At 60.0% G+C, this 21930-nt stretch carries 15 protein-coding genes; 9 read left to right on the top strand and 6 right to left on the bottom strand.

Going from position 1 to position 21930, the window contains the following annotated elements:
• Positions 1-4: 4 nt before the first annotated feature.
• Both G5S37_RS19325 and G5S37_RS19320 read right to left on the bottom strand, forming a co-directional pair.
• The gene (locus G5S37_RS19325) at positions 5-1153 is read right to left on the bottom strand and encodes an ABC transporter substrate-binding protein (RefSeq protein ID WP_165206086.1); all 1149 of its coding nucleotides are present in this window, start codon (positions 1151-1153) and stop codon (positions 5-7) included.
• Between the two features lie 113 nt (positions 1154-1266).
• The gene (locus G5S37_RS19320) at positions 1267-2142 is read right to left on the bottom strand and encodes a histidinol-phosphatase (protein WP_165206085.1); all 876 of its coding nucleotides are present in this window, start codon (positions 2140-2142) and stop codon (positions 1267-1269) included.
• 221 nt (positions 2143-2363) lie between these two features.
• Between G5S37_RS19320 and G5S37_RS19315 the strand changes: the two genes are divergently transcribed.
• From G5S37_RS19315 to G5S37_RS19300, 4 genes are all read left to right on the top strand, one after another.
• The gene (locus G5S37_RS19315) at positions 2364-4646 is read left to right on the top strand and encodes a glycosyltransferase family 4 protein (RefSeq protein WP_165211756.1); all 2283 of its coding nucleotides are present in this window, start codon (positions 2364-2366) and stop codon (positions 4644-4646) included.
• On the top strand, positions 4643-6109 hold the full coding sequence (locus G5S37_RS19310; protein ID WP_165206084.1) for a glycoside hydrolase family 130 protein: 1467 nt from the start codon (positions 4643-4645) through the stop codon (positions 6107-6109). Before G5S37_RS19315 ends, G5S37_RS19310 begins: the two co-directional genes overlap by 4 nt.
• Before the next feature lie 67 nt (positions 6110-6176).
• Positions 6177-7304 carry a Gfo/Idh/MocA family oxidoreductase gene (locus tag G5S37_RS19305; protein ID WP_165206083.1) on the top strand — a complete coding sequence of 376 codons (1128 nt, stop codon included), beginning with the start codon at positions 6177-6179 and terminating at the stop codon, positions 7302-7304.
• A 224-nt stretch (positions 7305-7528) separates the two neighbouring features.
• Complete coding sequence (locus G5S37_RS19300) at positions 7529-8929, top strand: nucleotide pyrophosphatase/phosphodiesterase family protein (RefSeq protein WP_165206082.1); 1401 nt, start codon at positions 7529-7531, stop codon at positions 8927-8929.
• Between the two features lie 667 nt (positions 8930-9596).
• On the opposite strand, the gene G5S37_RS19295 is transcribed toward G5S37_RS19300, so the two are convergent.
• A complete protein-coding gene (locus tag G5S37_RS19295; RefSeq protein WP_165206081.1) occupies positions 9597-11552 on the bottom strand; it encodes a phospho-sugar mutase in 1956 nt (651 codons plus the stop codon).
• 466 nt (positions 11553-12018) lie between these two features.
• Entirely contained in the window at positions 12019-12345 is a 327-nt protein-coding gene (locus G5S37_RS19290) for a hypothetical protein (protein WP_165206080.1), read from the bottom strand.
• Positions 12346-12544: 199 nt separating this feature from the next.
• Between G5S37_RS19290 and G5S37_RS19285 the strand changes: the two genes are divergently transcribed.
• Positions 12545-12976 carry a VOC family protein gene (locus G5S37_RS19285; RefSeq protein ID WP_165206079.1) on the top strand — a complete coding sequence of 144 codons (432 nt, stop codon included), beginning with the start codon at positions 12545-12547 and terminating at the stop codon, positions 12974-12976.
• A gap of 831 nt (positions 12977-13807) precedes the next feature.
• On the opposite strand, the gene dnaB is transcribed toward G5S37_RS19285, so the two are convergent.
• On the bottom strand, positions 13808-15340 hold the full coding sequence (gene dnaB / locus G5S37_RS19280) for a replicative DNA helicase (protein WP_165206078.1): 1533 nt from the start codon (positions 15338-15340) through the stop codon (positions 13808-13810).
• Positions 15341-15525: 185 nt separating this feature from the next.
• A complete protein-coding gene (gene rplI / locus G5S37_RS19275) occupies positions 15526-16032 on the bottom strand; it encodes a 50S ribosomal protein L9 (RefSeq protein ID WP_165206077.1) in 507 nt (168 codons plus the stop codon).
• A 290-nt stretch (positions 16033-16322) separates the two neighbouring features.
• On the opposite strand from rplI, the gene G5S37_RS19270 reads away from it, so the two are divergent.
• The 4 genes from G5S37_RS19270 to G5S37_RS19255 all read left to right on the top strand — a co-directional run bounded on the left by G5S37_RS19270 (position 16323) and on the right by G5S37_RS19255 (position 21840).
• Positions 16323-18635: a PAS domain S-box protein gene (locus G5S37_RS19270; RefSeq protein ID WP_165206076.1), complete on the top strand. Its 2313-nt coding sequence runs from the start codon at positions 16323-16325 to the stop codon at positions 18633-18635.
• A gap of 204 nt (positions 18636-18839) precedes the next feature.
• On the top strand, positions 18840-19730 hold the full coding sequence (locus G5S37_RS19265; RefSeq protein WP_206026061.1) for an alpha/beta fold hydrolase: 891 nt from the start codon (positions 18840-18842) through the stop codon (positions 19728-19730).
• A 79-nt stretch (positions 19731-19809) separates the two neighbouring features.
• Entirely contained in the window at positions 19810-20730 is a 921-nt protein-coding gene (locus G5S37_RS19260) for a metallophosphoesterase (protein ID WP_165206075.1), read from the top strand.
• A 102-nt stretch (positions 20731-20832) separates the two neighbouring features.
• A complete protein-coding gene (locus tag G5S37_RS19255; protein WP_165206074.1) occupies positions 20833-21840 on the top strand; it encodes a DUF4886 domain-containing protein in 1008 nt (335 codons plus the stop codon).
• The last annotated feature ends 90 nt before the right edge of the window (positions 21841-21930 follow it).

Below are 21930 nucleotides of genomic sequence, written 5' to 3'. Positions count from 1 at the left end.
GTCTTTAGGGGGCGACGGTTTCGACGTATACGAATTTGCCGTCCTTGATCGTCAGAATGACCGCCGGCTTGTTGGCATTGCGCTTTTCATCCAGTGAGATGACGCCCGTGATGCCGGCATGGTCCTTGGTCGCGGCGATGGCGTCGCGCAGGGCCTTGCCCTCGGTGGTACCCGCCTTCTTGATCGCATTGGCCAGGATCATCATGGAGTCATAACCCAGAGCGGCCATGGCGTCCGGCGTATTACCATGCTTGGCCTTGTACTTCGTGATGAAGTCCTGAATGATGGGCGCCTTGTCCTCGGCGGAGAAGTGGTTGGAGAAGAAGCTGCCTTCAATGGCCTTGCCAGCTACGTCCACCAGGGAGGGGGAGTCCCAGCCATCGCCACCCAGAAGGGGTGCAGTGATCCCGAGTTCGCGGGCCTGCACGGCGATGAGGCCGGTCTCGTTGTAGTAGCCGGAGGCGAGGATGGCGTCCGGATTGCCTTCCTTCAGCTTGGTGAGCTGGGCCTTGAAGTCCTTGTCCCCGGTGCTGTAGCTCTGTTCACCCACGATGGTGCCGCCGTTCTTGGTGAAGTACTCCTTGAAATACTGGGTAAGACCCACGCTGTAGTCCTGCTTCACGTCCGTCATCACGGCGACCTTCTTCCAGCCGCGGGCGAGGGCGAACTTGGCCATCACCGTGCCCTGGAAGGGGTCGATGAAGCACACACGGAAGATATGGTCGCCCACTTCGGTGACCTTGGGGTTCGTGGAGGCGGGGGAAATCATCGGCACGCCTTCCTTTTGGGCAATGGGCGCCATTTCCAGGGAGCGACCGGAGGCCACTTCCCCGAGGAGGGCCACGATCTTGTCGCGGGAGATGAGCTTCTTGGCCACGGTACCGGCTTCGCCCTGCTTGGACTGGTCGTCCTCCGTGACGAGCTTCACCTTCTTGCCCAGCAGACCGCCGGCGGCATTGATTTCATCCACCGCCATCTGCGTGCCGGCGTGGGCGGACTGGCCAAAGGTGGCCGTGCCCCCGGTCAGGGCGGCGACTTCCCCCACGACGATGGTGCTGGCGTCACCGCCGCCTTCTTTTTTGCAATTGGTAAGGGCGGCCAGGGTGAGGCCACACAGGCCTGTGAGGAGAAAACTACGTCTGGGGAAGTCCATGCGGCGAGATTAGGCAGCATGCCGCGTGCCGACAAGGGGGAAATGCAGGCACATTTCCCTTTTTGCGGCACGGGATTGTGACGCAATCTTTCCTTTCTGAGTACAGACTCAACTCATGCCGCGAAGAACATGGGCTCGTCCGCCAGGCGGAGCGCCGCTGCTTTCAGCCGGGGCAGGAGACTCGCAATGGCCAGATCCTTTGGCTTGCGATGCTCGAAGATGCGCACGCTCTCGTACCCCGCGCGCTGCAATTTTTCCAGGGCGCCGGTAAAGTTTTCGCCTACACGCAGGGGCCGGTGCGAGTCCGAGCCGACGACCACGGGGATGTTCCGCTCCCGCATCATCTGCAGCATGGCGAGGCTGGGGTTCATCTGCTTGTAGCTCTTGTTGTAGCCGGAAGTATTCAGCTCCATGGCCACGCCCGTTTTTGCGATGCGGTCCAGGGAATTGGCAATAGTCTCCTGCCACGGCTCGAAGGTCCACTCGGTGGAGAGGTAGTTCTTGATGAGGTCCGGGTGGGCGAGGCAGTCGAAGAGGCCCGTCTCCGCGGAAGCGGCGAGATTATCCCAGTAGCTGCGGCGGAAGTCGTCCGCGGTGCCCTGGCCAAACCGGTCGTGGTACTCCGGCCCCTGCCAGTGCACGGAGCCGAGGATGTAGTGGAAATCTGCACGACCGTGTAGCTCCTGCACCCAGTCCTCGAACCCGGGGAAGTAGTCCGTCTCCATGCCCAGGCGCACGTCCAGCACGCCCTGGTAGTGCTCACGGCAGCGCTCCACCATGGCCACGTACTCGTCGAACTGAGCCTCATCCATGCGCACCTGCGGCCAGAAGCCACGGGGCATGGGGCTGTGACAGGTGAAGATGATGCCGCTGAGCCCGCGCTTGCGACCAATCTCGGCATACTCCTCCGGCAATCCCCGGGCATGCTTGCACAGGGTGGTGTGCATGTGGGAGTCGTAGTAGCGCTGGTCCGGTTCGGGAGATTCCATCAAGTTCAGGGTTTCTGGGGGTACTTTACATACGCCTGCCGGGGAGGCAAGGAGGCGGGGAGTTGCAGCGTGGAATTGCGCACGAACCTCCAAGCTTCTTGTATCGGGAAGCTTCCGGTGCCGTAAATCACCAGCCGTTTAGGGAGGATTGGATATGCGGGGTTGCTTTATGCTGTGCAGGCTGTCTTGTGAGGCATGTCTATTCATGTGAGAGGATTATCCTGAGCGCCGCTGGCCTTCAGCGGATTGCTTTCCTTGGTAACTACCTGCCAAGACTTTGTGGGATCGCTACGTTCACCCATGATCTGTGTGAATCGGTGTCCCTCGCGGCTCCCCACGCGGAGTGCTTCGCGGGTGCGGTAAATGATCGCACGGAAGGGTATGACTATCCACCGCGCGTGCGGTTTGAGTTGTTGGAGAAAGACCTGGATTCCTACAGGCGTGCCGCGGACTTTCTGAACTTCAACAACGTGGATGTGCTCTGCGTGCAGCACGAGTTCGGCATCTACGGCGGCCCCTGTGGGAGCCATGTTCTCGCGCTCATCAAGGAACTGCGGATGCCAGTGGTGACCACGCTGCACACCATCCTCCAGGATCCCAATCCCGTGCAACGCAGGGTGATGGAGGAATTGGCCGAACGCAGCGATCGCCTCGTGGTGATGGCGCGAAAGGGTGCTGAGATCCTCCGTGAGACCTACCGGGTTCCGGACGCGAAGGTGGACCTCATCCCGCATGGCATCCTGAATATGCCCTTCGCGGATTCCAGTTGTTACAAGGATCAGTTCGGCGTCAAGGGAAGGCAGGTACTGCTCACCTTTGGTCTCCTCGGTCCGGGCAAGGGCATCGAGCATGTGATAGAGGCACTGCCGGAGATCGTTCGGCGCCATCCGGACGTGGTGTACCTGGTGCTGGGCGCCACGCATCCCCATCTACTGGAGCGTGAGGGCGAGCGCTACCGCCTCAGCCTTGAACGTCTCGCGGAAGACAGGGGCGTGAAAGATCACATCATCTTCTACAATCGCTTCGTCTCGCAGGACGACTTGAAGGAATTCATCGGCGCGACGGACATCTATCTCACGCCGTATCTGAATGAAGCGCAGATCACCTCGGGCACCCTGGCTTACGTGTTTGGTGCGGGGAAGGCGGTGGTCTCCACACCCTACTGGCACGCGCAGGAACTTCTGGCGGGCGGGCGTGGGGAGCTCGTTCCTTTCTGCAATTCCCAGGCGATTGCGGACGCCGTCTGCGGGTTGCTCGATGATCCTCTGCGCATGGAAAGGATCCGTGCCGATGCTTATGCCATGGGTCGCGAGATGATCTGGCCCGCTGTGGCAGAGCGCTACCTGGAATCCTTTCAACAAGCCCGGGCGACGCGGAGGGCCACTCCCCGCACCGCCTTCGCCGGGTGGACCCTCAACAGCCGCCCCTACGCCCTCCCACCACTGCGCTTGGACCATGTGGTGCGCATGAGCGATGGCACAGGCATCTTTCAGCACGCGATCTTCAATGTGCCGAATTTCCACGAAGGCTACTGCACGGATGACAACGCGCGCGCCTTTATCCTGTGCAACATGCTTGAGGAAATCGGGGGTGACCCGCCGGCGGAGAATCTCGGCACCCTGGCCACCAGCTATCTTGCATTTCTCGCCGCAGCTCTCGACTACGGCAGTGGACGCTTCCGCAATTTCATGAGCCATGGGCGCCAGTGGCTGGAGGACTATGGGAGTGAAGACAGCCATGGCCGAGCATTGTGGGCTGCTGGAGTGGGCGCGGGGCGCTCTCGCAATGAAGGCCACCGCAGGCTCTCGGCGCAGCTCTTTGAGCGAGGACTGGTGGCGGTCTCCTCCTTCACCTCACCACGCGCGTGGAGCTTCACCCTGCTGGGCATCCACGAGTATCTGCGCCATTTCAAATGCACTGCGGAACTCGCTGCCATGCGCGAATTGCTCACGGACCGGCTGGTGGATCTCTGGAACACCTGTGCGACCGAGAACTGGCCGTGGTTTGAGCCATATGTCACCTATGATAATGCACGCCTTAGCCAGGCGCTCATCCTCAGTGGCCAGTGGTCGCCGGACAAGGGGGCACTGGAAATCGGGCTCAAATCGCTTGGTTGGCTCGTGTCCATCCAGAAGACGCAGGCAGGCTGCTACCGCCCCATCGGCAGCAACGGATTCTACCTGCGGGATGGTGCACGCGCGGACTTCGACCAACAGCCGGTAGAAGCACAGGCCATGGTGTCTGCGTGCTACGAAGCCTTCCGCGCCACCCAAGATGCCACATGGTCGCGTGAGGCGAAGCGAGCCTTCGAATGGTTCCTCGGTCGCAACGATCTGGGTCTGGCGCTCTATGACTTCACCACAGGCGGTTGCAGCGATGGCCTGCATCATGATCGCGTGAATGAAAATCAGGGCGCGGAGTCCACGCTGGCCTTTCACCTGGCACTTGCCGAGATGGCCTGTGCGGAACATCCCACTCTACCACTGCCGCTTCCTCCTCCATGAGTCCTGTCCACCTCCGGCGTCACGAGGTGACGCTCCTTCCCGAGAGCTCGAGGGTAATCATTCGTCCGTTCATCCCTTCGGAAGTCCATCGCGTTACCACCATCATCGGTCGGGCGCTTGCGCTCACGGAGGAGGAGGCCTGTCTTCAGTTGGATGCCGTGAAGCAGGAGTTCGAGGGGCGCCACTTCGACATCGCCTCTCTGCTGATGGGTCATTTCCAGAAGGTTGAGAGGCATGTGTTCACCCAGCGCCCGCTCTCCAACGAACGGAAAATGCTCATTGGCGCATTGTTCTCCGGTGAATATGCGCTGGAGTCCGCTGCCATCTTCAATCCCTCCATTGTGCCCCATCCAGACCAGAGCGGTCTTGATGCTGGCGCCCTGCGTTTCGTCATGAGCCTCCGCGCCACGGGCGAGGGGCATATCTCTTCCATCGAATTCCGCGTCGGCACCATCTCGCCAGAGGGAAACATCACACTGGACCCGGTGTCACGCTTTGTCACCGCACCCGTGATTGTCCCCAATCCCAGGTACAGAAAGCGACGCTTCATCATCAAACTGGCTGAGATGGGATTCGATGGCGGACATGCCGATGCCGTGATGGCCCCACTCGCGGAGGATTTCACGCTGAGCGACCTGAACAAAAGCATCGGTACCGTGCGGCGTGAACACCAGCCCGCCACACGCGATCTCGCCCGCACGCTGGAGTGCATCCAGTGGCTGGCCGACTCCAACTATGAGCTCAGCTTCTCTGACAAGCTCGCCATGAGCGAGCGCATCATCTTCCCCGTATCTCCGAATGAAACGAATGGCATTGAGGACGCACGCTTTGTCCGCTTCGTGGATGACGATGGGTCGGTGATGTATTACGCGACCTACACGGCTTACAATGGGCGGGCCATCCTGCCCATGCTCATCGAGACGGAGGACTTCCTCCACTTCCGCATCCTCACCCTCAATGGCCGTGCCGTGCAGAACAAGGGTATGGCGCTCTTCCCCCGGCGCATCCAGGGGCGCTACGTGATGCTCTCGCGGCAGGACGATGAGAACCTCTTCATCATGTTTTCGGACAATCCCCATCACTGGAATGACCCGGAGGTTATCCTCCGTCCCTCGGAGATGTGGGAATCCGTGAAGGTGGGCAACTGTGGCTCACCCATCGAGACGGAGGCCGGCTGGCTGGTCATTACCCACGGGGTCGGTCCCATGCGAAAATACTGCATTGGCGCTGTGTTGTTGGATCTCGAAAATCCCACCAAGGTCATCGCACGCCTGCGCCAGCCGCTCCTCGCCCCGGAAGGCAACGAGCGTGAAGGGTATGTGCCCAACGTCGTCTACAGTTGCGGTTCTCTGCTTCATGGTCGCCAGCTCATCCTGCCCTATGCCATGAGCGACAAAGCCTCCGCCATCGCGAGCATGTCGCTGGATGCCCTGCTGGCTGCGCTGCAATCGGAGGCGGTGTGATCCTTCCTCTCCGTCACCCGGCCTGGTGTCGTTATCTTTTCGAGTCCCATCCTACCCTTCATCTGCCATGAGATATGAAACCCTGCGCATCGGCGCCATCGGCGCGGGGGGATTCGGTCTCTTCGCGCTTCAGCAGTTCCTCCAGATCCCCGACACGCAGCTCGTGGGCATCGCCGGCACTCACCGCGAGGCTGCACTGGCCATGGCGCGGCGCTTCGGCGTTGCTGACGTCATGAGTGTGGAGGCGCTGCTCACGGACCCCAGTGTGGATCTCGTGTACATTGCCACGCCACCGTTTCTCCACTTCTCCCAGGCGCGTGCAGCTCTGGAAGCGGGCAAGCATGTCATCTGCGAAAAGCCGCTCTCCATGACCACCGCCGAAGCGGACGAACTCCTCGCCCTGGCGCGATCTCGGGATCTCCTCTGTATCGCGAATCTCATGCAGCGCTACAATCCGCTGTCCGATGTCATCACCCGCCTCGTGGAGTCTCGCGTGCTCGGTGCCTGCCTCTACGGACGGTTGGAGAACTTCGCCAGCGACGAAGGCCTCGCCCCCAATCATTGGTTCTGGGATCGGAAAAAAAGCGGCGGTATTTTCGTCGAGCACGGCGTTCACTTCTTTGATCTCTTCGCAGGCTGGTTGGGCCAGGGGGAGGTGGTGGCAGCGCAGCGCTCCCTGCGTCCGGGAGCGGGCATCGAAGAGATGGTGCAATGCACCGTGCGCCATGCCACGGGTGCACTGGTACATTTCCACCACAGCTTCACCCAGCCCTCACGCCTGGATCGGCAGGAATTCCGCCTGCTGTTCGAGCGGGGAGACGTCACACTCGAAGAATGGGTGCCGGTCCGTGCCCGCATCCGCGCGGAGGTGAATGAGGAGCAGACGCGCACCCTCATGGAGATGTTTCCCGGCTCCCGGTTGGATGTGCTGAAGACCTGGGGTGGAAGCGAACGAGCCGCCCGTGGCCGCTTCCAGGACCTCGATCTCTTCCAGCAGATTGATCTCCACCATCATCCCGACGAGGACAAGATGCGCCGCTATTGCGAACTGCTGCGCTCCCTTTTCGAGGACCAGCTTGCCTGGCTGCGCGACCGCTCCCACGTCCGGAAAATCACCGAACAGAACGGTCGCGATTCCGTCGCGATGGCCGCCGCAGCGACGGCACTCGCGGATGCGTCTGAAGGGCTGCGGTGACGCCGGACGGCGTCCAGCTAGTAGGAGGACTTCGCAGGTCTTCGGGCCAGCCCGCTTCTTCACGCTTGCTCGTCGTTTTGCGCAGCGTTGCTCGATGAGGCATGTCACTTTTCTCACGCGAATTATTCCCGCGGATCCACGCATCTTCCAGTGATGCTGCTTGACTCTCGCGCACGCTCTCGTTGACTGCGGTTCCCCTTAGTCGAGCCGAGTCAAGTCACGTCATGCAGCGCACTGCCATTCTGAACGTCGTGGGTCTCACGCCCCGCCTCATCTCTGAGGCCACGCCGAAAATCCGTGCCTTCATGGAGCGGCATCGCATCGCGCGAGTGCAGCCGGGACTGCCAGCGGTGACGACGACGATGCAGAGCACCTACCTCACGGGCAGGCTGCCGCGGGATCACGGCATCGTGGGGAATGGCTGGTACGACCGCGAGTACTCTGAGCACCGCTTCTGGAAGCAGAGCAACAACCTCGTGTCCGGGGAGAAGCTCTGGGAGGCGCTGCGGCGCGTGGATCCGGAGTTCACCTGCGCGAAGCTTTTCTGGTGGTACAACATGTACTCCAGCGCGGACTTCTCCATCACCCCGAGACCGCTGTATCCGGCGGATGGACGCAAGGTCTTCGACATCCACACGCAACCGATGGGCATGCGTGAGCGGATCAAGAAGGATCTGGGCAGCTTCCCCTTTCCTCATTTCTGGGGTCCGGCCTCCAGCATCAAGAGCACGGCGTGGATCGCGGAGTCCGCGAAGTGGGTGGAGGAGCGCTGCTGGCCCAGCCTGAATCTCGTGTACCTGCCGCACCTGGACTATGACCTCCAGAGGTATGGTCCGGACATGGAGAAAATCGCCCCGGCGCTCAAGGAGATCGATGACGTGGTGGGGGACCTGATTGCGTTCTTCGAGGCGCGCAGCATCAAGGTCATCCTGCTCAGCGAGTACGGCATCACCGAGGTGGATCGCCCCGTGCACCTGAACCGCATCTTCCGGGAGAAGGGCTGGTTGAGCATCAAGAACGAACTCGGCCGCGAGACGCTGGACCTCGGCGGGAGCAAGGTGGTGATGATCCCGGACCACCAGGTGGCGCACATCTACTTCAATGATTTCTCCATCGCGCCGGAGGTGATCGAGGTGCTGAAGAGCACGCCGGGGGTGCAGCAGGTCCTCGGGAAGCAGGAGAAGTTCTTCGCCGGGCTGGACCACTACCGCAGCGGTGACCTCGTGGCGGTGTCGGACTTCCGAAGCTGGTTCACCTATTACTATTGGGACAATGACAAGATGGCTCCCGATTTTGCGCGTTGCGTGGACATCCATCGCAAGCCCGGGTACGACCCCGTGGAGCTCTTCCTCGATCCTAAGATCAAGCGGCCGAAGCTGAAGCTGGGATGGAAACTGGCAGTGAAGACGATGCGCTTCCGCACGCTCTTCGATGTGATTCCGCTCGATGCGACGCTGGTGAAAGGCTCACACGGTCGCGTGCCGGATGACACGCAGGACTGGCCGGTGCTGATTGGAGATTTGCCGAATCTGCCGAGGTCCATGAGTGTTTCCGCACATGAGGTGTTCGGCCATTTGTACGAGCACTGCGCGCGTGGGAGCGGGTATGGCAGGGTGGGGGTGTGACCAACGCAAAGCAGCGAAGCAGCAAAGAAATTGTTGGAGGTTAGGCGTCCCGCCTGACAGTGGACGTTAGGCCTCTGGCCTGACGAGCGTGTGCAGCACGATTAAATTCACGATGACCTGTTGACCCAACATGGGTGAGTTTGGGTGCAGGGTGTTCAACGCAGAGACACGGAGACGCAGAGGAACTTCGGAGACTGAGGTCATGAGTGAGCATAGCCCTCTGCGGACAGCTGACGTTGTGGCCGGTTGCGCACTTCTTAACGACAGCAGCATGCAAGAGCGCTTTGCGTCGTGGAGTGCGGTGGCATAGGCCTCCCTTGAGGCCGCGACACCGCTTTGAGCGGAGGAATGCGTACGGATGTTCTGGATGAATTGATTGGAGTCCAGCATTCGAACAATCCCAGCGGTAAAGCATTTTAGCGATTAGACCGTGATATCGCTCCATGGTGATCACCCGCTCCGTTCCAAGCGGTGTCGCGCCTTAGCGCTTGCCACCGCACTCCACGACGCAAAGCGCCCTTGGAGTGTTCTATCGTCGTGAATTGCCAACTCGGCCATGAAGTGGGTCGCTGGGACCCAGCACAAAAAAGAAGCCACCCATGAGGTGGCTTCCCTTCTGATCATGCGACTGAAGTCGCAGCTACTTTAGGAGTGCGTCTCGGCGCGCTTACACCAGCCGCTTCTCCACATCCTCCTCGATCGCCGTCCACAAGGTCTTGAGACCAGCGCTGACTTTCTCCTTCGCGGCGACCAGTTCTTCGGCGATGAACTTGCCGCTCTTGGGCTGTTGTTTGCCGTAGAGGTAGTATTTGATCTTGGGCTCGGTGCCGCTGGGGCGCACGGCGAAGGCGCGGCCGTCTTCGAGGAAAACCCAGAGCATCTTTTCCTTGGGGATGTCGTCGCCTTCTTCGTCCTTGTGGCCGCCCTTGCTGTAATCCTTCACGGCGGTGACAGGGCTGCCGTCGAAGGTGGTGGGCGGATTGTTCACGTAGGAGTCGGCCAGCTTCTGGATCTTCGCGGCGCCTTCCGCGCCTTCGAAGGTCTTGCTGTGGTTCGATTCCAGGAAGTAACCGAACTCGGCATAGATGTCATCCAGCAGGTCGACGAGTTGGCGGCCCTGTGAGGCGGCGTAGGCGGCGACTTCGGCGAACATGACCACGGCGCCATTGCCGTCCTTGTCACGGGTGAAGTCGGTGCCGAGGTAGCCGTAGCTTTCTTCACCGCCGAAGACGAAGAACTTGCTGTACTTCAGACGCAGTTCGCGTGTCTCGGCTTCGCTGAGGTCGCGGTAGTTTTTCTTCACCTCGGCGGGGAGAGCCTGCTCGTACTTCTCCAGCTTCGCACTGATGTACTTGAAGCCGGTCAGCGTGTTCACCACATTGATACCGTAGGCCTTGGCCACGGCGGCCTGGAGGTCGGTGGTGACGAAGGTCTTGATGAGCACCGCGTGATCCTTGTTGGCATCATTGAGGATGCCCAGGTCGAACATGGTCTTGATGCGGTACCAGCCCATGAGCGAACCAATCTGGTTGCCCGTGAGGAGCTGCATCTTGCCGTTGCGCGCACGGACACCTACGCCCATGCGGTCGCAGTCCGGGTCGGTGCCGATGACGATGTCGGCATTCTCCTTGTCCGCGAGCGCCACGGCCATGGCGAGCGCGGGAGCGTTCTCCGGATTCGGCGAGGCCACGGTGGGGAAGCGTCCGTCAAAAATGTCCTGCTCGGGCACCGTGAGGAGATTGAAGCCGAGCTGGCGCAGGATGCGCGGCACGAGCACGCCACCGGCGCCGTGCAGGGCGGTGTAGACGATCTTCAAGCTCTTCGCCTTCTCCAGAAGCTGCGGCTGCAGCATGAGGGTCTCCACGCGCTTGAGGTAGATTTCATCCATCTCTTCGCCCAGCAGAGCGAGTTCGCCGCGTTCGGCTTCGGGGAGGGGAGTGTAGCTCTCGGACTTGATCGCATTCACCTCGGTGATGATGCCGGTGGCGTGCGGCTCGATGATGCCGGCGCCATCGGCGAAGTTCACCTTATAACCGTTGTCGTGAGCGGGGTTGTGCGAGGCGGTGAGCATCACGCCGGCGTCGGCGCGCAGTTCACGCACGGCGAAGGACATTTCCGGTGTGGCGCGCGGGCCGTCGAAAAGCGAGACATCGCAGCCGAGGTCAGTGGCGATCTGCGCACACTTCCGGGCGAACTCGGTGGAGAAATGACGTGTGTCATGCGCGAAGACGATGCGCGGCCTGCCACTGACGCCGGCGTTCTTGCGATACTTGACGCAGTAATTCGCGAGACCCTGGGTGGCACGCGAGACGTTGTACTCGTTCATCGAGTTCGTGCCCACACAGGCGAAGCTGGGGCGCTCGCCAGGAGCTGCGGTGCCCTGCTCGGCCTTGGTGACGATCTTGCCAATGGTGCGTCCGCGGAGACCGCCAGTGCCAAACTTCAGCGAGGCGAAGAAGCGATCATTCAGCTCCGTCCATGCACCGGCGTCCACGAGTTCCTGGACGCTGAGGAGGTAGACGGGATTCGTGCTGCCAGCCAGCAGGGACTGGATGTTCTTGAGGGACGTTTCGAGAAGTTTGCCGTCTGCGGCGGCCTGCTGGAGGGTGGATTCGAGGGACATGTGATTGGGTGGAGTGCCAGGGGTCGCAGATTAAGAGGCGGTCCGCGGGAATGCAAATGAAGGGTGTGGTGGTGAGGCGGGGGGCGTATCGGACGGCGGCCCCTGGTTCCCGTTCTTCTGGCACGCGGAAGGAGCGCTTTGCGTCGTGGAGTGCGTGTGGCAAGCGTTAGCGCGACACCGCTTTGAGCGGAGGGGCTGAGCATCACGTTGCGGAGTGACGGTCCATTTCCCAAGATGCTCTCTACTGGGAGCTTCGGATGCTGGATTCCACGGAAATACTCCGGCACATCCGCATGAGATTCCTTCGTTCAAAGCGGTGTCGCGGCCTCAAGGGAGGCCTTTGCCACCGCACTCCACGACGCAAAGCGACCTGGTGCGTCGATTGGGAGTGCAGTGCGCCATTTCCCTGTTCATCCCAATCACAGTTGCTCACTGGAGGCACAGGGGCTTTGACGAGATTTACCGATCAAAGCACGAAGTAATAATACAGGAGGGCCACCACCGCGACACCGAGCCCCCCAAGCAGAGCCCATGACGGGATTGTCTGGCCTTGGGAGCCAGCGGAAGCGGTGGCGCGTGCCTGTGCCCGCGGAGACTGCGGAGCGGTGGTTGGCAGCCAATCTCCTACGGTGGCCCAGGAGTCGGTGCCCTCAAGTCGCATGGGCATTTCAGGCGCCAGCGGCATGACTTGGTGCATGGCCATGATTTGGGTCATGGAGTAGGGACCGTTGACATGTTGCCCGTCGGGGCAGAGCCAGTAGGTATTGGTATGCTGGGTCGGGGGCTTCTTCATGGGTGGAGGTGGCGAAATGCGGAGTCTGGCGGCGGACCTGATCGTGGCAGGCGACACGATTTGGGGGTTCAACCCACCAAACCCCAAAGAGTTGCAGTAATATTTAGATAGCTGCTGATTGAATCGCACGTGCCCCCCAATTACCGAATGAGATGGCGCCCGCCCGCGCCCACGCGCCCGCTCTCATCCTCATTCCACCATGGAACCTCGTATTTCCCTCCTCACGCTCGGTGTTGCTGATCTGCCGCGTGCCGTTCGATTCTACCGGGACGGTCTCGGATTCTCCACCTCCTATGAAGAAGGCGGCCCAGTGGCGTTTTTCCGCACGGGTGGAGTGCGACTGGCGCTTTTCCCTTTCCACGCGCTGGCGGAGGATATTTCGCCGGACACGCCTGTGCCGGCGGCGGGAGCACCGGGAATCACGATTGCCCACAACGTCCGCGAAAAGGCGCAGGTGGCAGAAGTCCTGGCGCTGGCGGAGCGGGCTGGGGGCACCATCGTAAAACCCGCGCAGGATGCCTTCTGGGGCGGGCACTATGGATACTTCCGCGATCTGGATGGCCACTATTGGGAAGTGGCGTGGAATCCGGACTTCGCGATTGGCGAGGGTGGTTTGCTCGAAATCGGCTGACCGGATCCGGATGCCAGAATCAGGGGCAATTCGGGGAAAGCGTTTTGCCCGATTCTGGCATTTCTGTCAGATAGAACTCGCTGATTAGGGAGGGCTTGCGAGGGGTGAATAGCTTTTTCACAAGTGCGCCAGAACGATGTGAATAACTCGGCCCAAATGGGAATTTCCATAAACGAATTTTGCTTCTTCGAGAGGCGATATCGCGATGTGCATGATGGCATGGAACCTGCCTCATCCTGGTGATTCACACATCCCATTGAGGAAGCGCCGGTGACAATGCTGTCACATGGAGCGTAGACGCGTGCCGACGGAGGCGCGAAACAAGAACCACTAATACGGGGTTTTTGTGTGAAATCTGTGAAAATAGCGGTCGCGGTGTATTGTGGTTAATCGTTTTATTATGAACGAATTAACGCGATTACTTTGCAGGGCTGAATGAATGGAGCGCTATTTTATGAGTTCCGTCCAAGCGGTTCGGCGTCCCTAAAGCGAAACCTAGACCTGTAATTTTTGTTCCACGCAATAAATTGGCGCGTTCCACATTTGTCACACGGCCTTTTTAGCAACAACGACGTAAAAACGCCGCTTGTTCGCACCCGACTTCCGCCCCTGTGAAGTACTGTGGATAAGTTGTGAATAACTTGTGAGCAACTTGTGAGAAACCTTGATTTTGCGTTGCCGCGAGGGCCGATTTCTTAAGGTCTCCAAAATGAATCGGCCTAACGCTTTACGCGCCGGCGGTGGATGCACCCGAGCGGGGGAAAATGAGGAGCTGGGCGATGGGCTGCAACCGGCCACGTGGGCGGAGCCACAGGCTTGGGCAAGCCTCGATCAATCCCCGGCATCCTTTTCGTTTTCGTCGAACTCGCGCTCAGTGAAACGCATGAGTTCAGCGATGAACTTCAGGGGCACGTCGTCGGTGGGGCCGTTACGATTCTTGGCGATGATGAGGAGGCCCTTGCCCTTGTTTGCCTCATCGTCCGCTTCGGCGTCCTTGCGATCCTTGGAATCTTCCTCCTGCTTACTGCCGGCGTAGTCGGCGCGGGTGAGGAGGCCCACCATGTCCGCGTCCTGCTCGATGGAGCCGGATTCACGAAGGTCACTCAGCATGGGGCGCTGGCCTTTGCGGGACTCCACCGCGCGGTTGAGCTGGGCGAGCACAACGACCGGAACATTCAATTCCTTGGCCACTGCCTTGATACCGGCGGAGATGGCGGCGATTTCGTTCTGACGGCTGTCGGACTTCTTCGTCGGCGCGGTCATCAACTGGAGGTAGTCGATGGCAATCATGCCAATGTTATGCTGCTTTTTCAGGCGGCGGCACTTCGCGCGGAAGTCCAGGATGTTCAGGCCCGGGGTTTCGTCGATGAAGATGTTGGCCTTTTGCAGGTCTGAGCAGGCGCGGGTCACGGCGCGCAGCTCTTCGCGGCTGAGCATGCCATTCATGATGCGGCTCATGGAGACACCGGCGCGCGCTACAATGAGACGGCGCACCAGCATGACGGCGCTCATTTCAAGGCTGAAGACCGCGACAGGAATCTCTGAACCGAGAGCGGCGTGCTCCACCATGTTCATCACGAGTGAGGTCTTGCCCATCGAGGGACGAGCAGCCAGGACGAACATTTCACCACCCTGCAGGCCGTTGCTCAGGGCATCGAGCTTGCGGTAGCCCGTGGGAATGCCGCGGAGCTTGCCCGGGTCCTTGAGCATTTCCTCGATGGAGTCAAAGGCCTCCATCACGTGATGCTTCAGTGGCTTGATCGTGTCGCGACTCTCGGTGTCATCGCGCACGCTCATCACGCGCTCTTCCACGCGGTCGAGCAGGGAGGGGACATCCTCGTTGAACTCGTACGCATTCTGCACGCTCTCGGTGCAGGCGTGAATGATGCGGCGCAGGAGATGCTTGTCGCGCAGGATGCCCTTGTAGTAGCCGTAGTGCGCGGGCGTGGGGACGAAGTTCAGCAGCTCGGAGAGCGTGCCGGCGCCGCCAATCCTCTCCAGCATGCCTGCATCGCGCAGGTAGTTTGTGAGCGCGATGTATTCAACAGGGCGCGTGCCGTTGTTGAACTCCTTCATCACCTTGTACAGGAGCTGGTTCGCCGGGTGGTAGAAGGCCTCGTCGGGAATGCTCACCTGCGCATCGTTCAGCAGGTTGGTGGGATCGTGGAGGAAGCACGAGAGCACGCCCTTCTCTGCATCGGAGTCCCAGGGAAGGGAGCGAGTAGGATCGTTGATGTCCACCGCAGGGCGTGGCTTGCCCTGGAAGCCGCCCTGTTGTCCTTGTCCCTTCTGAAATCCCTGCCCTCCAGCTGGCGCCACATTCGGATCGAATGGCGTGACGTTGGGAGCTTTTTCGGGAGGCATGAGGCGAGGGATGAGTGTGTCTCTAACGACGGCGTCTGCAATATTTCACGCTAAAAAAGCGGACATCCTTTGCTATGCCGTTCTGACGTCTCTGTGAAACGATGCGTGAAAAGAAACGCGGGGAATAAAAATCCCCTGCGCGATTGCTCACGCAGGGGATTGAAAGTTGTGCTTTGAAACCGGCCTTACTCGGCAGATTCTTCGCCTTCTTCGGAAGCGGCTTCGGCGCCGGCTTCAGCAGCGGCGACGGTGATCTTCAGGAAGCACTCCACGCCAGCCTGAAGCTTGACGGGAACTTCGAAGGTGCCGGTGCTCTTGATGGGCTTCTCGAGCTCGATCTGGTGGCGGTCCAGCGTGACCTTGGCGGTGCTGGCGGCCACTGCTTCCACGATGTCCTTCGTGGTGATGGAACCGAAGGCCTTGCCGCCCTGGCCGGTGGCGAGGGTGAGCTTCAGCTTGAGCTTCTTCAGCTTGCTGGCGAGCTTCTCGGCTTCTTCCACTTCCTTGGCTTCGCGCTCGGCGCGGACCTTCTGGAGGTTGGCCTGGTGACGGAGGTTGCCAGCGGTGGCTTCGTAGGCCTTGGCCTTGGGGAGGAGGAAGTTGCGAGCGTAGCCGGTACGCACTTTCACAATGTCACCCTCGGCTCCGAGGCTGGCGATCTTTTCTTTGAGGATGACTTGGGTGGTAGCCATAGCAAGGTTCTGAAATTTTTAAGGGCGGCGAAGCTACTCAGTCCTTAGCCAGTGTCAACAACTCCGGAAAAGTTTCTATAAGAAGGAGTCGGAAAGGCCGCCGTTTGGGACCCGCACGTCCGAGGGATCATGGGCGAATCGGCAATGTGCTCTGTTTTCCGTTGATTTCCAGCGGAAAAAAGATGCGGACCGTACGGCGGAATGGGGGGTGACGTGCGTTGAAAAGGGTGCTACATGATACTCGTGTCGCCTTTCGGCGCGGTCGGTTTAGCAACGCCGTTCGCGTGTTCATGAACACTTCACCTCCAGTTGCACCGGAACTTGTGGGCGGAAATGCCGGAAGCGGCAGGATGGTGAGCGGGCGCATGGAGGAGATTCTCAACCTCATGAGCGATGCCTTCATCGCCATGGACCGGGACTGGCGCATCACGTATGTGAACCCCGCCTACTTGAAGCTGGTGTTCCCTTTGTATTCCAATGTGGAGGATCTGGTGGGGCACGTCATCTGGGAGAGATTTCCCGACATCGACCCGGAGGCGATTCGTCGCTTCCACACGGCGATGGAGCTGCAGCAGCCGGATCACCTGGAAGATTATTACGAACCTCTGGATAGATGGCTGGAAGTGCGCGTGCATCCCGCGCCGGAGTCTGTCGCTTTTTATCTGCAGGACATCACGGCGCGGAAGAAGGCAGAAGCGACCCTGCGTGACAGTGAGGAGCGCTACCGCACGCTTTTCACCACGCTCGATGACGGCTTCTGCGTCTTCGAGATGATCTATGATGAGGCAGGGCGACCGGTGGACTACCGCTTCACGGAGGTGAATGAGGCCTTCGAACGGCACACCGGCCTGAAGGATGTGGTGGGGAAAACCATCCGGGAAATGGTGCCGTGCCACGAGGAGCACTGGTTTGAGATTTACGGCCATGTCGCGGAGACAGGTGAGCCGCGGAAATTCACCCATGTGGGCGCTGGCATGAACCGGTGGTTTGAAGTGAGCGCCTTTCGCATGGGGCCGCCTGAGGCACGGAAAGTGGCGGCCATCTTTGCCGATGTGACCCAGCGTTTCCTCACTGAAAAAGCGCTGCGTGATAGTGAGGAACGCTATCGAAATCTTTTCACCTCCATCGATGAAGGCGTGGGCCTCTGCGAGATGCTGTATGATGAGCACGGCAAGGCGTTTGACTACCGCATTCTGGAGGTGAACCCGGCCTTCGCGAAAAACACCGGACTCACACCGGAGACGGTCGTGGGGAAGACGGCACGGGAACTCATGCTGGCGCCGGAGGAGCGCATCGCCCGGTATGCGCAGGTGTTGGCCACGGGCGAGCCACTCCGCTATCAATACTACGTGGAACCGATCGGCCGCTGGCTGGATGTTTTTGTCTCGCGCGTCGGGGGAGATGGGAGTCCGTTTTTCGTGCCTGTCTTCAACGACATCACCGCGCGCATGGAGGCCGAGACGGTGCTGAAGGCGGCCAAAGAAACAGCGGAGGCGGCGAATGCGGCCAAGGACAAATTCCTCGCCGTGCTGAGCCACGAACTGCGCACGCCACTGACGCCGGTGCTCATGACCGCGGCAGCACGCGAGCTGGATCCGGACATCTCACCGGCCTTGCGTGAGGACATGGCCATGATTCGCAGAAACGTGGAGCTGGAGACCAAGCTCATCGACGACCTGCTGGATCTCAGCCGCATCACCAGTGGGAAGCTCGCCCTCCGCATGGAGGCGCTGGAGTTGAATACCATCGTTCGTCACGTGTGCTCCATCTGTCGTCCGCAGATGCAGGAGAAGGAGGTGCAACTTCACATGGACTTTGACCCGGATGCGGGCCGCGTGATGGCGGACCCGGCGCGTCTCCAGCAGATCCTCTGGAACATTCTCAGGAACGCCGCGAAGTTCACACCTGACGGAGGAGAGATCATGGTGGCCACGCGACGGAGTTCGCCAGAGCGCGTGGTGGTGCAGATCACGGACAGCGGCATCGGCATTTCTCCCGAAGTTTTGCCAAACATTTTTGAAGCGTTTGAGCAGGGGGACAGCCAGATCACGCGGAAGTTCGGCGGGCTGGGTCTGGGGCTCTCCATTTCCAAAGCTCTCACGGCGCTGCATGGCGGTGTCATCTCCGTGGCGAGTGAAGGAAACGGCAGGGGAAGCATCTTCACGCTTGAGCTGCCGGCGCATCACGAAGAGCCGTCCGAGGGACTCTCCTCGTCATCCCCCCAAGCGGAGAGTGGCAACGGGGAGATCCGGGTGCTGCTGGTGGAGGATCATGCCGACACGGCGCGGGTGCTGGCCATGCTGCTGCGCCGTGCGGGCTATGAGGTGGATCCTGCTGACAGCGTGGCCGCCGCGATCCGGCTTGCCACGGCGCATCGCTATGATCTTCTGGTGAGCGATCTTGGACTGCCGGATGGATCCGGCTACGAAGTGATGAAACGTCTTCGCGAGAAAGGTCCGATGAAAGGTATCGCCATGAGCGGCTATGGCATGGACGAAGATATACGCCGGAGTTTTGAGGCCGGCTTCAGCGAGCATGTGGTGAAGCCGGTGAATGGCGCACACCTTCAGGCAGTGATGCAACGCGTGCTGCACCAGGCGTGATGCGCTGAAGCAAAAGGGTGATGTGCAGGCAATGTTATTAATAAGTGTGTGTCCATCTCGCTGAAGCTTGAATAATAAATGCCATGTAAGCATCGCGTGAAGTCCTCAGAGTGAAATAGGTGTGCACAGCCTACGCGGAGCATCAGGATTTTTGCCTTGGCACTGGTGTTTTTTTGACTCCGGATTGCGTCGAGAAGCGAATATATGAGTGCAACCGCATCATCATTTCATCCGTCCGACTACACCATCGCCTTCATGCGCATCAATCATATCCGAAGAGGCAGGGGCAGACCTTTGCTGCTCATCCACGGGATGGGTGGCAGTTGGAGATCCTGGGCTCCGGTTCTGAAGTTGCTGTCTGCGGAACGTGAGGTGATTGCGATCGATCTTCCCGGCTTTGGGAAGTCTCCGGCAGTGCATGATGAAGTCACGATTTCCACGCTGGCGAATGCCGTGGCGGCGTTCATTGAAGCGCAGGACCTTGAAGGCGTGGATGTGGTGGGCAGTTCCATCGGCGCGAATGTCGCGTTGGAACTCGCAAGACGCGGTGAAGGACTGGTGGGTGCCGTGGTGGCACTGGCGCCGGCGGGATTTGGCAGGGACCGGCAACGTATGGTGTATCAGCACATGATGGGCATGACCATGGGTGTCATGCGTGCCCTTCGCAAAGTGATGCCGTTCCTGACCTCCAGGGCCCTCACGCGCTTTCTTCTTTTCAGGCATGTGTCCGCGCGTCCCATGCGGTTGCCTGCCCGGATGGCGCTTGATGAAGCGGAGAGCATGGTGGCTGCCACCTCCTTCAACGAGGCCCTGCGACACCTTTCACGAGATGACATCCAGCACGGCGTGCCGCCCCGTGGCATCAAGCACGCGCTGGTCCTGGCATGGGGACGTCAGGATCGCCTGTGTCCCACCAACCAGGCGGAACTCGCCCATCTGTATTTCCCGGACGCCCGCCTGCACTTCTTTGACAAATGCGGCCACTATCCCCACTGGGATGCGCCGCGTGAGGTGGCCCGGCTCATTCTGGACGTGACCAGGACTCACAGCCTCGTGCCTCTTGCCGCGATTGCGGGAGACCACGCAGGGCTTTGAGGGTGAGCACATCGGAGGATTGGTGCCTCCAGACGGCAGGCCGCGGCAATATCTTCAGGTGACGTTCGTTACTTGAGGGATGCCTGCACACGAATCCCTTCTGACTGTCCCTACTCGCCGCGCTTTTCTCCAGCATGGAGCACTCTGTCTGGCTGGATTGACGGGAGTGGTCGCCGGAAAGGACGCATCAGGTGACACTGGGGTCAAGGTGGCTGCGAGGGTGGGTATTGTCACAGACCTTCACTATGCGGACAAGGAGCCCACGAAGACGAGGTTCTACCGTGAGACGCCCAAGAAGCTGGAAGAGGCCGTGCAGCGGTTCAACGAAGACAAGCCCGACTTCATTGTGGAGTTGGGGGACCTGATTGATCAGGCGACAACTGTGGAGCAGGAGATTGCGTGGCTGGACGAGATTGAGAAGGTGTTCGCGAAGGTCACTTCACCACGCCACTACGTCCTGGGGAATCACTGCGTGGCCACGCTGACGAAGGAGGAGTTCACTGCCCATACTGGAGCCTCCAAAGTGTCCCATTATTCCTTTGATCATGGTGGGGTGCACTTCGTGATCCTCGATGCCTGCTATCGTTCCGATGGCGAGCCGTATGGGCGTTCGAATGCGGACTGGACAGATGCGAGCATTCCCGCTGCCGAACTCGCGTGGTTGCGCGAAGACTTGAAAGCGACCGCGCACCCTGTGGTGGTCTTCGCGCACCAGCGCCTGGATGATGCGGACAAGCACAGCGTGAAGAATGCTGCCGAGGTGCGTACCGTGCTGGAAGCTTCCGGCCGTGTGAGTGCCGTGTTGCAGGGGCACTCGCACAAGAATGCCTACCAGCAGATGAATGGCATCCACTACGTCACCCTTGCCGCCCTGATTGAAGGCAGTGGCGACGAAAACAACAGCTACGGCCTGATGGAGGTGCTGAACGACGGCGCGCTACGCATCAAGGGTTTCCGGAAGATGGAGACTCGCGAGTTGAGTGGACTGAAGCGTGCGTAGGCGTGTGCATGTCGTGCCAGAAGATGCCTGCCTAGCGGGAGTTTTAATTTGCCGAAATGCGCGCGACGCAGCGGCGTTTAACACTCTCCTTATTTCCAACTCATGAATCGACGCCTGTTTTCCTCCTGCTTTGCCGTGCTGGCCCTGGCCTGCTTGCTGCCGCAGTCCGCCTTTTCCCAAGCGACCACTGTTCCGGGAGCAGACCCTGCCTCCAAAGTTTCGGGGACGGGCTCCGGCAAGACGGTGAAGCTGCTGACCATCGGCAACAGCTTTTCTGCCAATGCCACGAAGTGCCTGGGCGACATCGTAAAGGCCGGCGGTCACACCTTGATCCACCGTTCCCTGGTCATCGGGGGTGCTTCCATGCAGGTGCACTGGGACAAGGCGATGCTGCACGAGAAGAGCCCGAAGGACGCGAAGGGGCTCTACACCTTCAAGCAGGGACTCCCCGAGGCGCTTGCTTCCAACAAGTGGGATGTCGTGACCATCCAGCAGGCGAGCATCAAGAGCCACGACCTCTCCACGTACCAGCCGTATGCCAATCAGCTGCGTGACTATGTGAAGAAGCACGCACCTCAGGCGACCCTGATGGTGCATGAAACCTGGGCGTATCGCAAAGATGACCCGCGCTTCTCCGTGAAGGAGCCCAAGGAGGGCGAACCCAAGACCCAGCAGGAGATGTATGAGATGCTGAGGAACGCCTATCACACTATCGCGAAGGAACTTGGCGTGGCCATCATCCCCAGTGGCGATGCTCTCTACCTCGCAGACACGGATCCGAAGTGGGGTTTCGCGGGAGCCGATGCGAAGTTTGATCCGAAGAAGGCAAAGAGTCCTGAACTGCCAGACCAGACGCATTCACTTCACGTCGGCTGGAGCTGGAAGAAGAAGGATGGCAAGACCACGCTCGGCATGGACGGTCACCACGCAAACGCAGTCGGTGAATACCTGGGCGCCTGTGTGTTCTATGAAGTGCTCTACGGCGAGAGCGTGGTGGGGAACAGCTATGTACCAAAAGGGCTGGATGCGGAGTACGTGAAGTTCCTGCAGGAGACCGCGCACAAGGCGGTGGCTGCGGAGAAGGAGCGTGTGAAGTCTCGGGCGGAGTGATTGAGGAGATGATGCGTGGCGGCGGGACCAAGGAGTGGGAGCATTCTTGCTCCCATTTTGGGTATGCCACACACCGATGCCTTGGGAGGC

It is taken from the genome of Roseimicrobium sp. ORNL1 (assembly GCF_011044495.1).
Taxonomy (GTDB): domain Bacteria; phylum Verrucomicrobiota; class Verrucomicrobiia; order Verrucomicrobiales; family Verrucomicrobiaceae; genus Roseimicrobium.
The sequence above is the reverse complement of the archived record's forward strand: the minus strand, read 5'-3'. Positions and strand labels throughout refer to the sequence as shown.

What these genes read in the sequence shown, in the direction of transcription:
- G5S37_RS19325 (WP_165206086.1), bottom strand. Translation starts at nt 1,153, where the DNA reads ATGGACTTCCCCAGACGTAGTTTTCTCCTCACAGGCCTGTGTGGCCTC.
- G5S37_RS19320 (WP_165206085.1), bottom strand. Translation starts at nt 2,142, where the DNA reads ATGGAATCTCCCGAACCGGACCAGCGCTACTACGACTCCCACATGCAC.
- G5S37_RS19310 (WP_165206084.1), top strand. Translation starts at nt 4,643, where the DNA reads ATGAGTCCTGTCCACCTCCGGCGTCACGAGGTGACGCTCCTTCCCGAG.
- G5S37_RS19305 (WP_165206083.1), top strand. Translation starts at nt 6,177, where the DNA reads ATGAGATATGAAACCCTGCGCATCGGCGCCATCGGCGCGGGGGGATTC.
- G5S37_RS19300 (WP_165206082.1), top strand. Translation starts at nt 7,529, where the DNA reads ATGCAGCGCACTGCCATTCTGAACGTCGTGGGTCTCACGCCCCGCCTC.
- G5S37_RS19295 (WP_165206081.1), bottom strand. Translation starts at nt 11,552, where the DNA reads ATGTCCCTCGAATCCACCCTCCAGCAGGCCGCCGCAGACGGCAAACTT.
- G5S37_RS19290 (WP_165206080.1), bottom strand. Translation starts at nt 12,345, where the DNA reads ATGAAGAAGCCCCCGACCCAGCATACCAATACCTACTGGCTCTGCCCC.
- G5S37_RS19285 (WP_165206079.1), top strand. Translation starts at nt 12,545, where the DNA reads ATGGAACCTCGTATTTCCCTCCTCACGCTCGGTGTTGCTGATCTGCCG.
- dnaB (WP_165206078.1), bottom strand. Translation starts at nt 15,340, where the DNA reads ATGCCTCCCGAAAAAGCTCCCAACGTCACGCCATTCGATCCGAATGTG.
- rplI (WP_165206077.1), bottom strand. Translation starts at nt 16,032, where the DNA reads ATGGCTACCACCCAAGTCATCCTCAAAGAAAAGATCGCCAGCCTCGGA.
- G5S37_RS19270 (WP_165206076.1), top strand. Translation starts at nt 16,323, where the DNA reads ATGAACACTTCACCTCCAGTTGCACCGGAACTTGTGGGCGGAAATGCC.
- G5S37_RS19265 (WP_206026061.1), top strand. Translation starts at nt 18,840, where the DNA reads ATGAGTGCAACCGCATCATCATTTCATCCGTCCGACTACACCATCGCC.
- G5S37_RS19260 (WP_165206075.1), top strand. Translation starts at nt 19,810, where the DNA reads ATGCCTGCACACGAATCCCTTCTGACTGTCCCTACTCGCCGCGCTTTT.
- G5S37_RS19255 (WP_165206074.1), top strand. Translation starts at nt 20,833, where the DNA reads ATGAATCGACGCCTGTTTTCCTCCTGCTTTGCCGTGCTGGCCCTGGCC.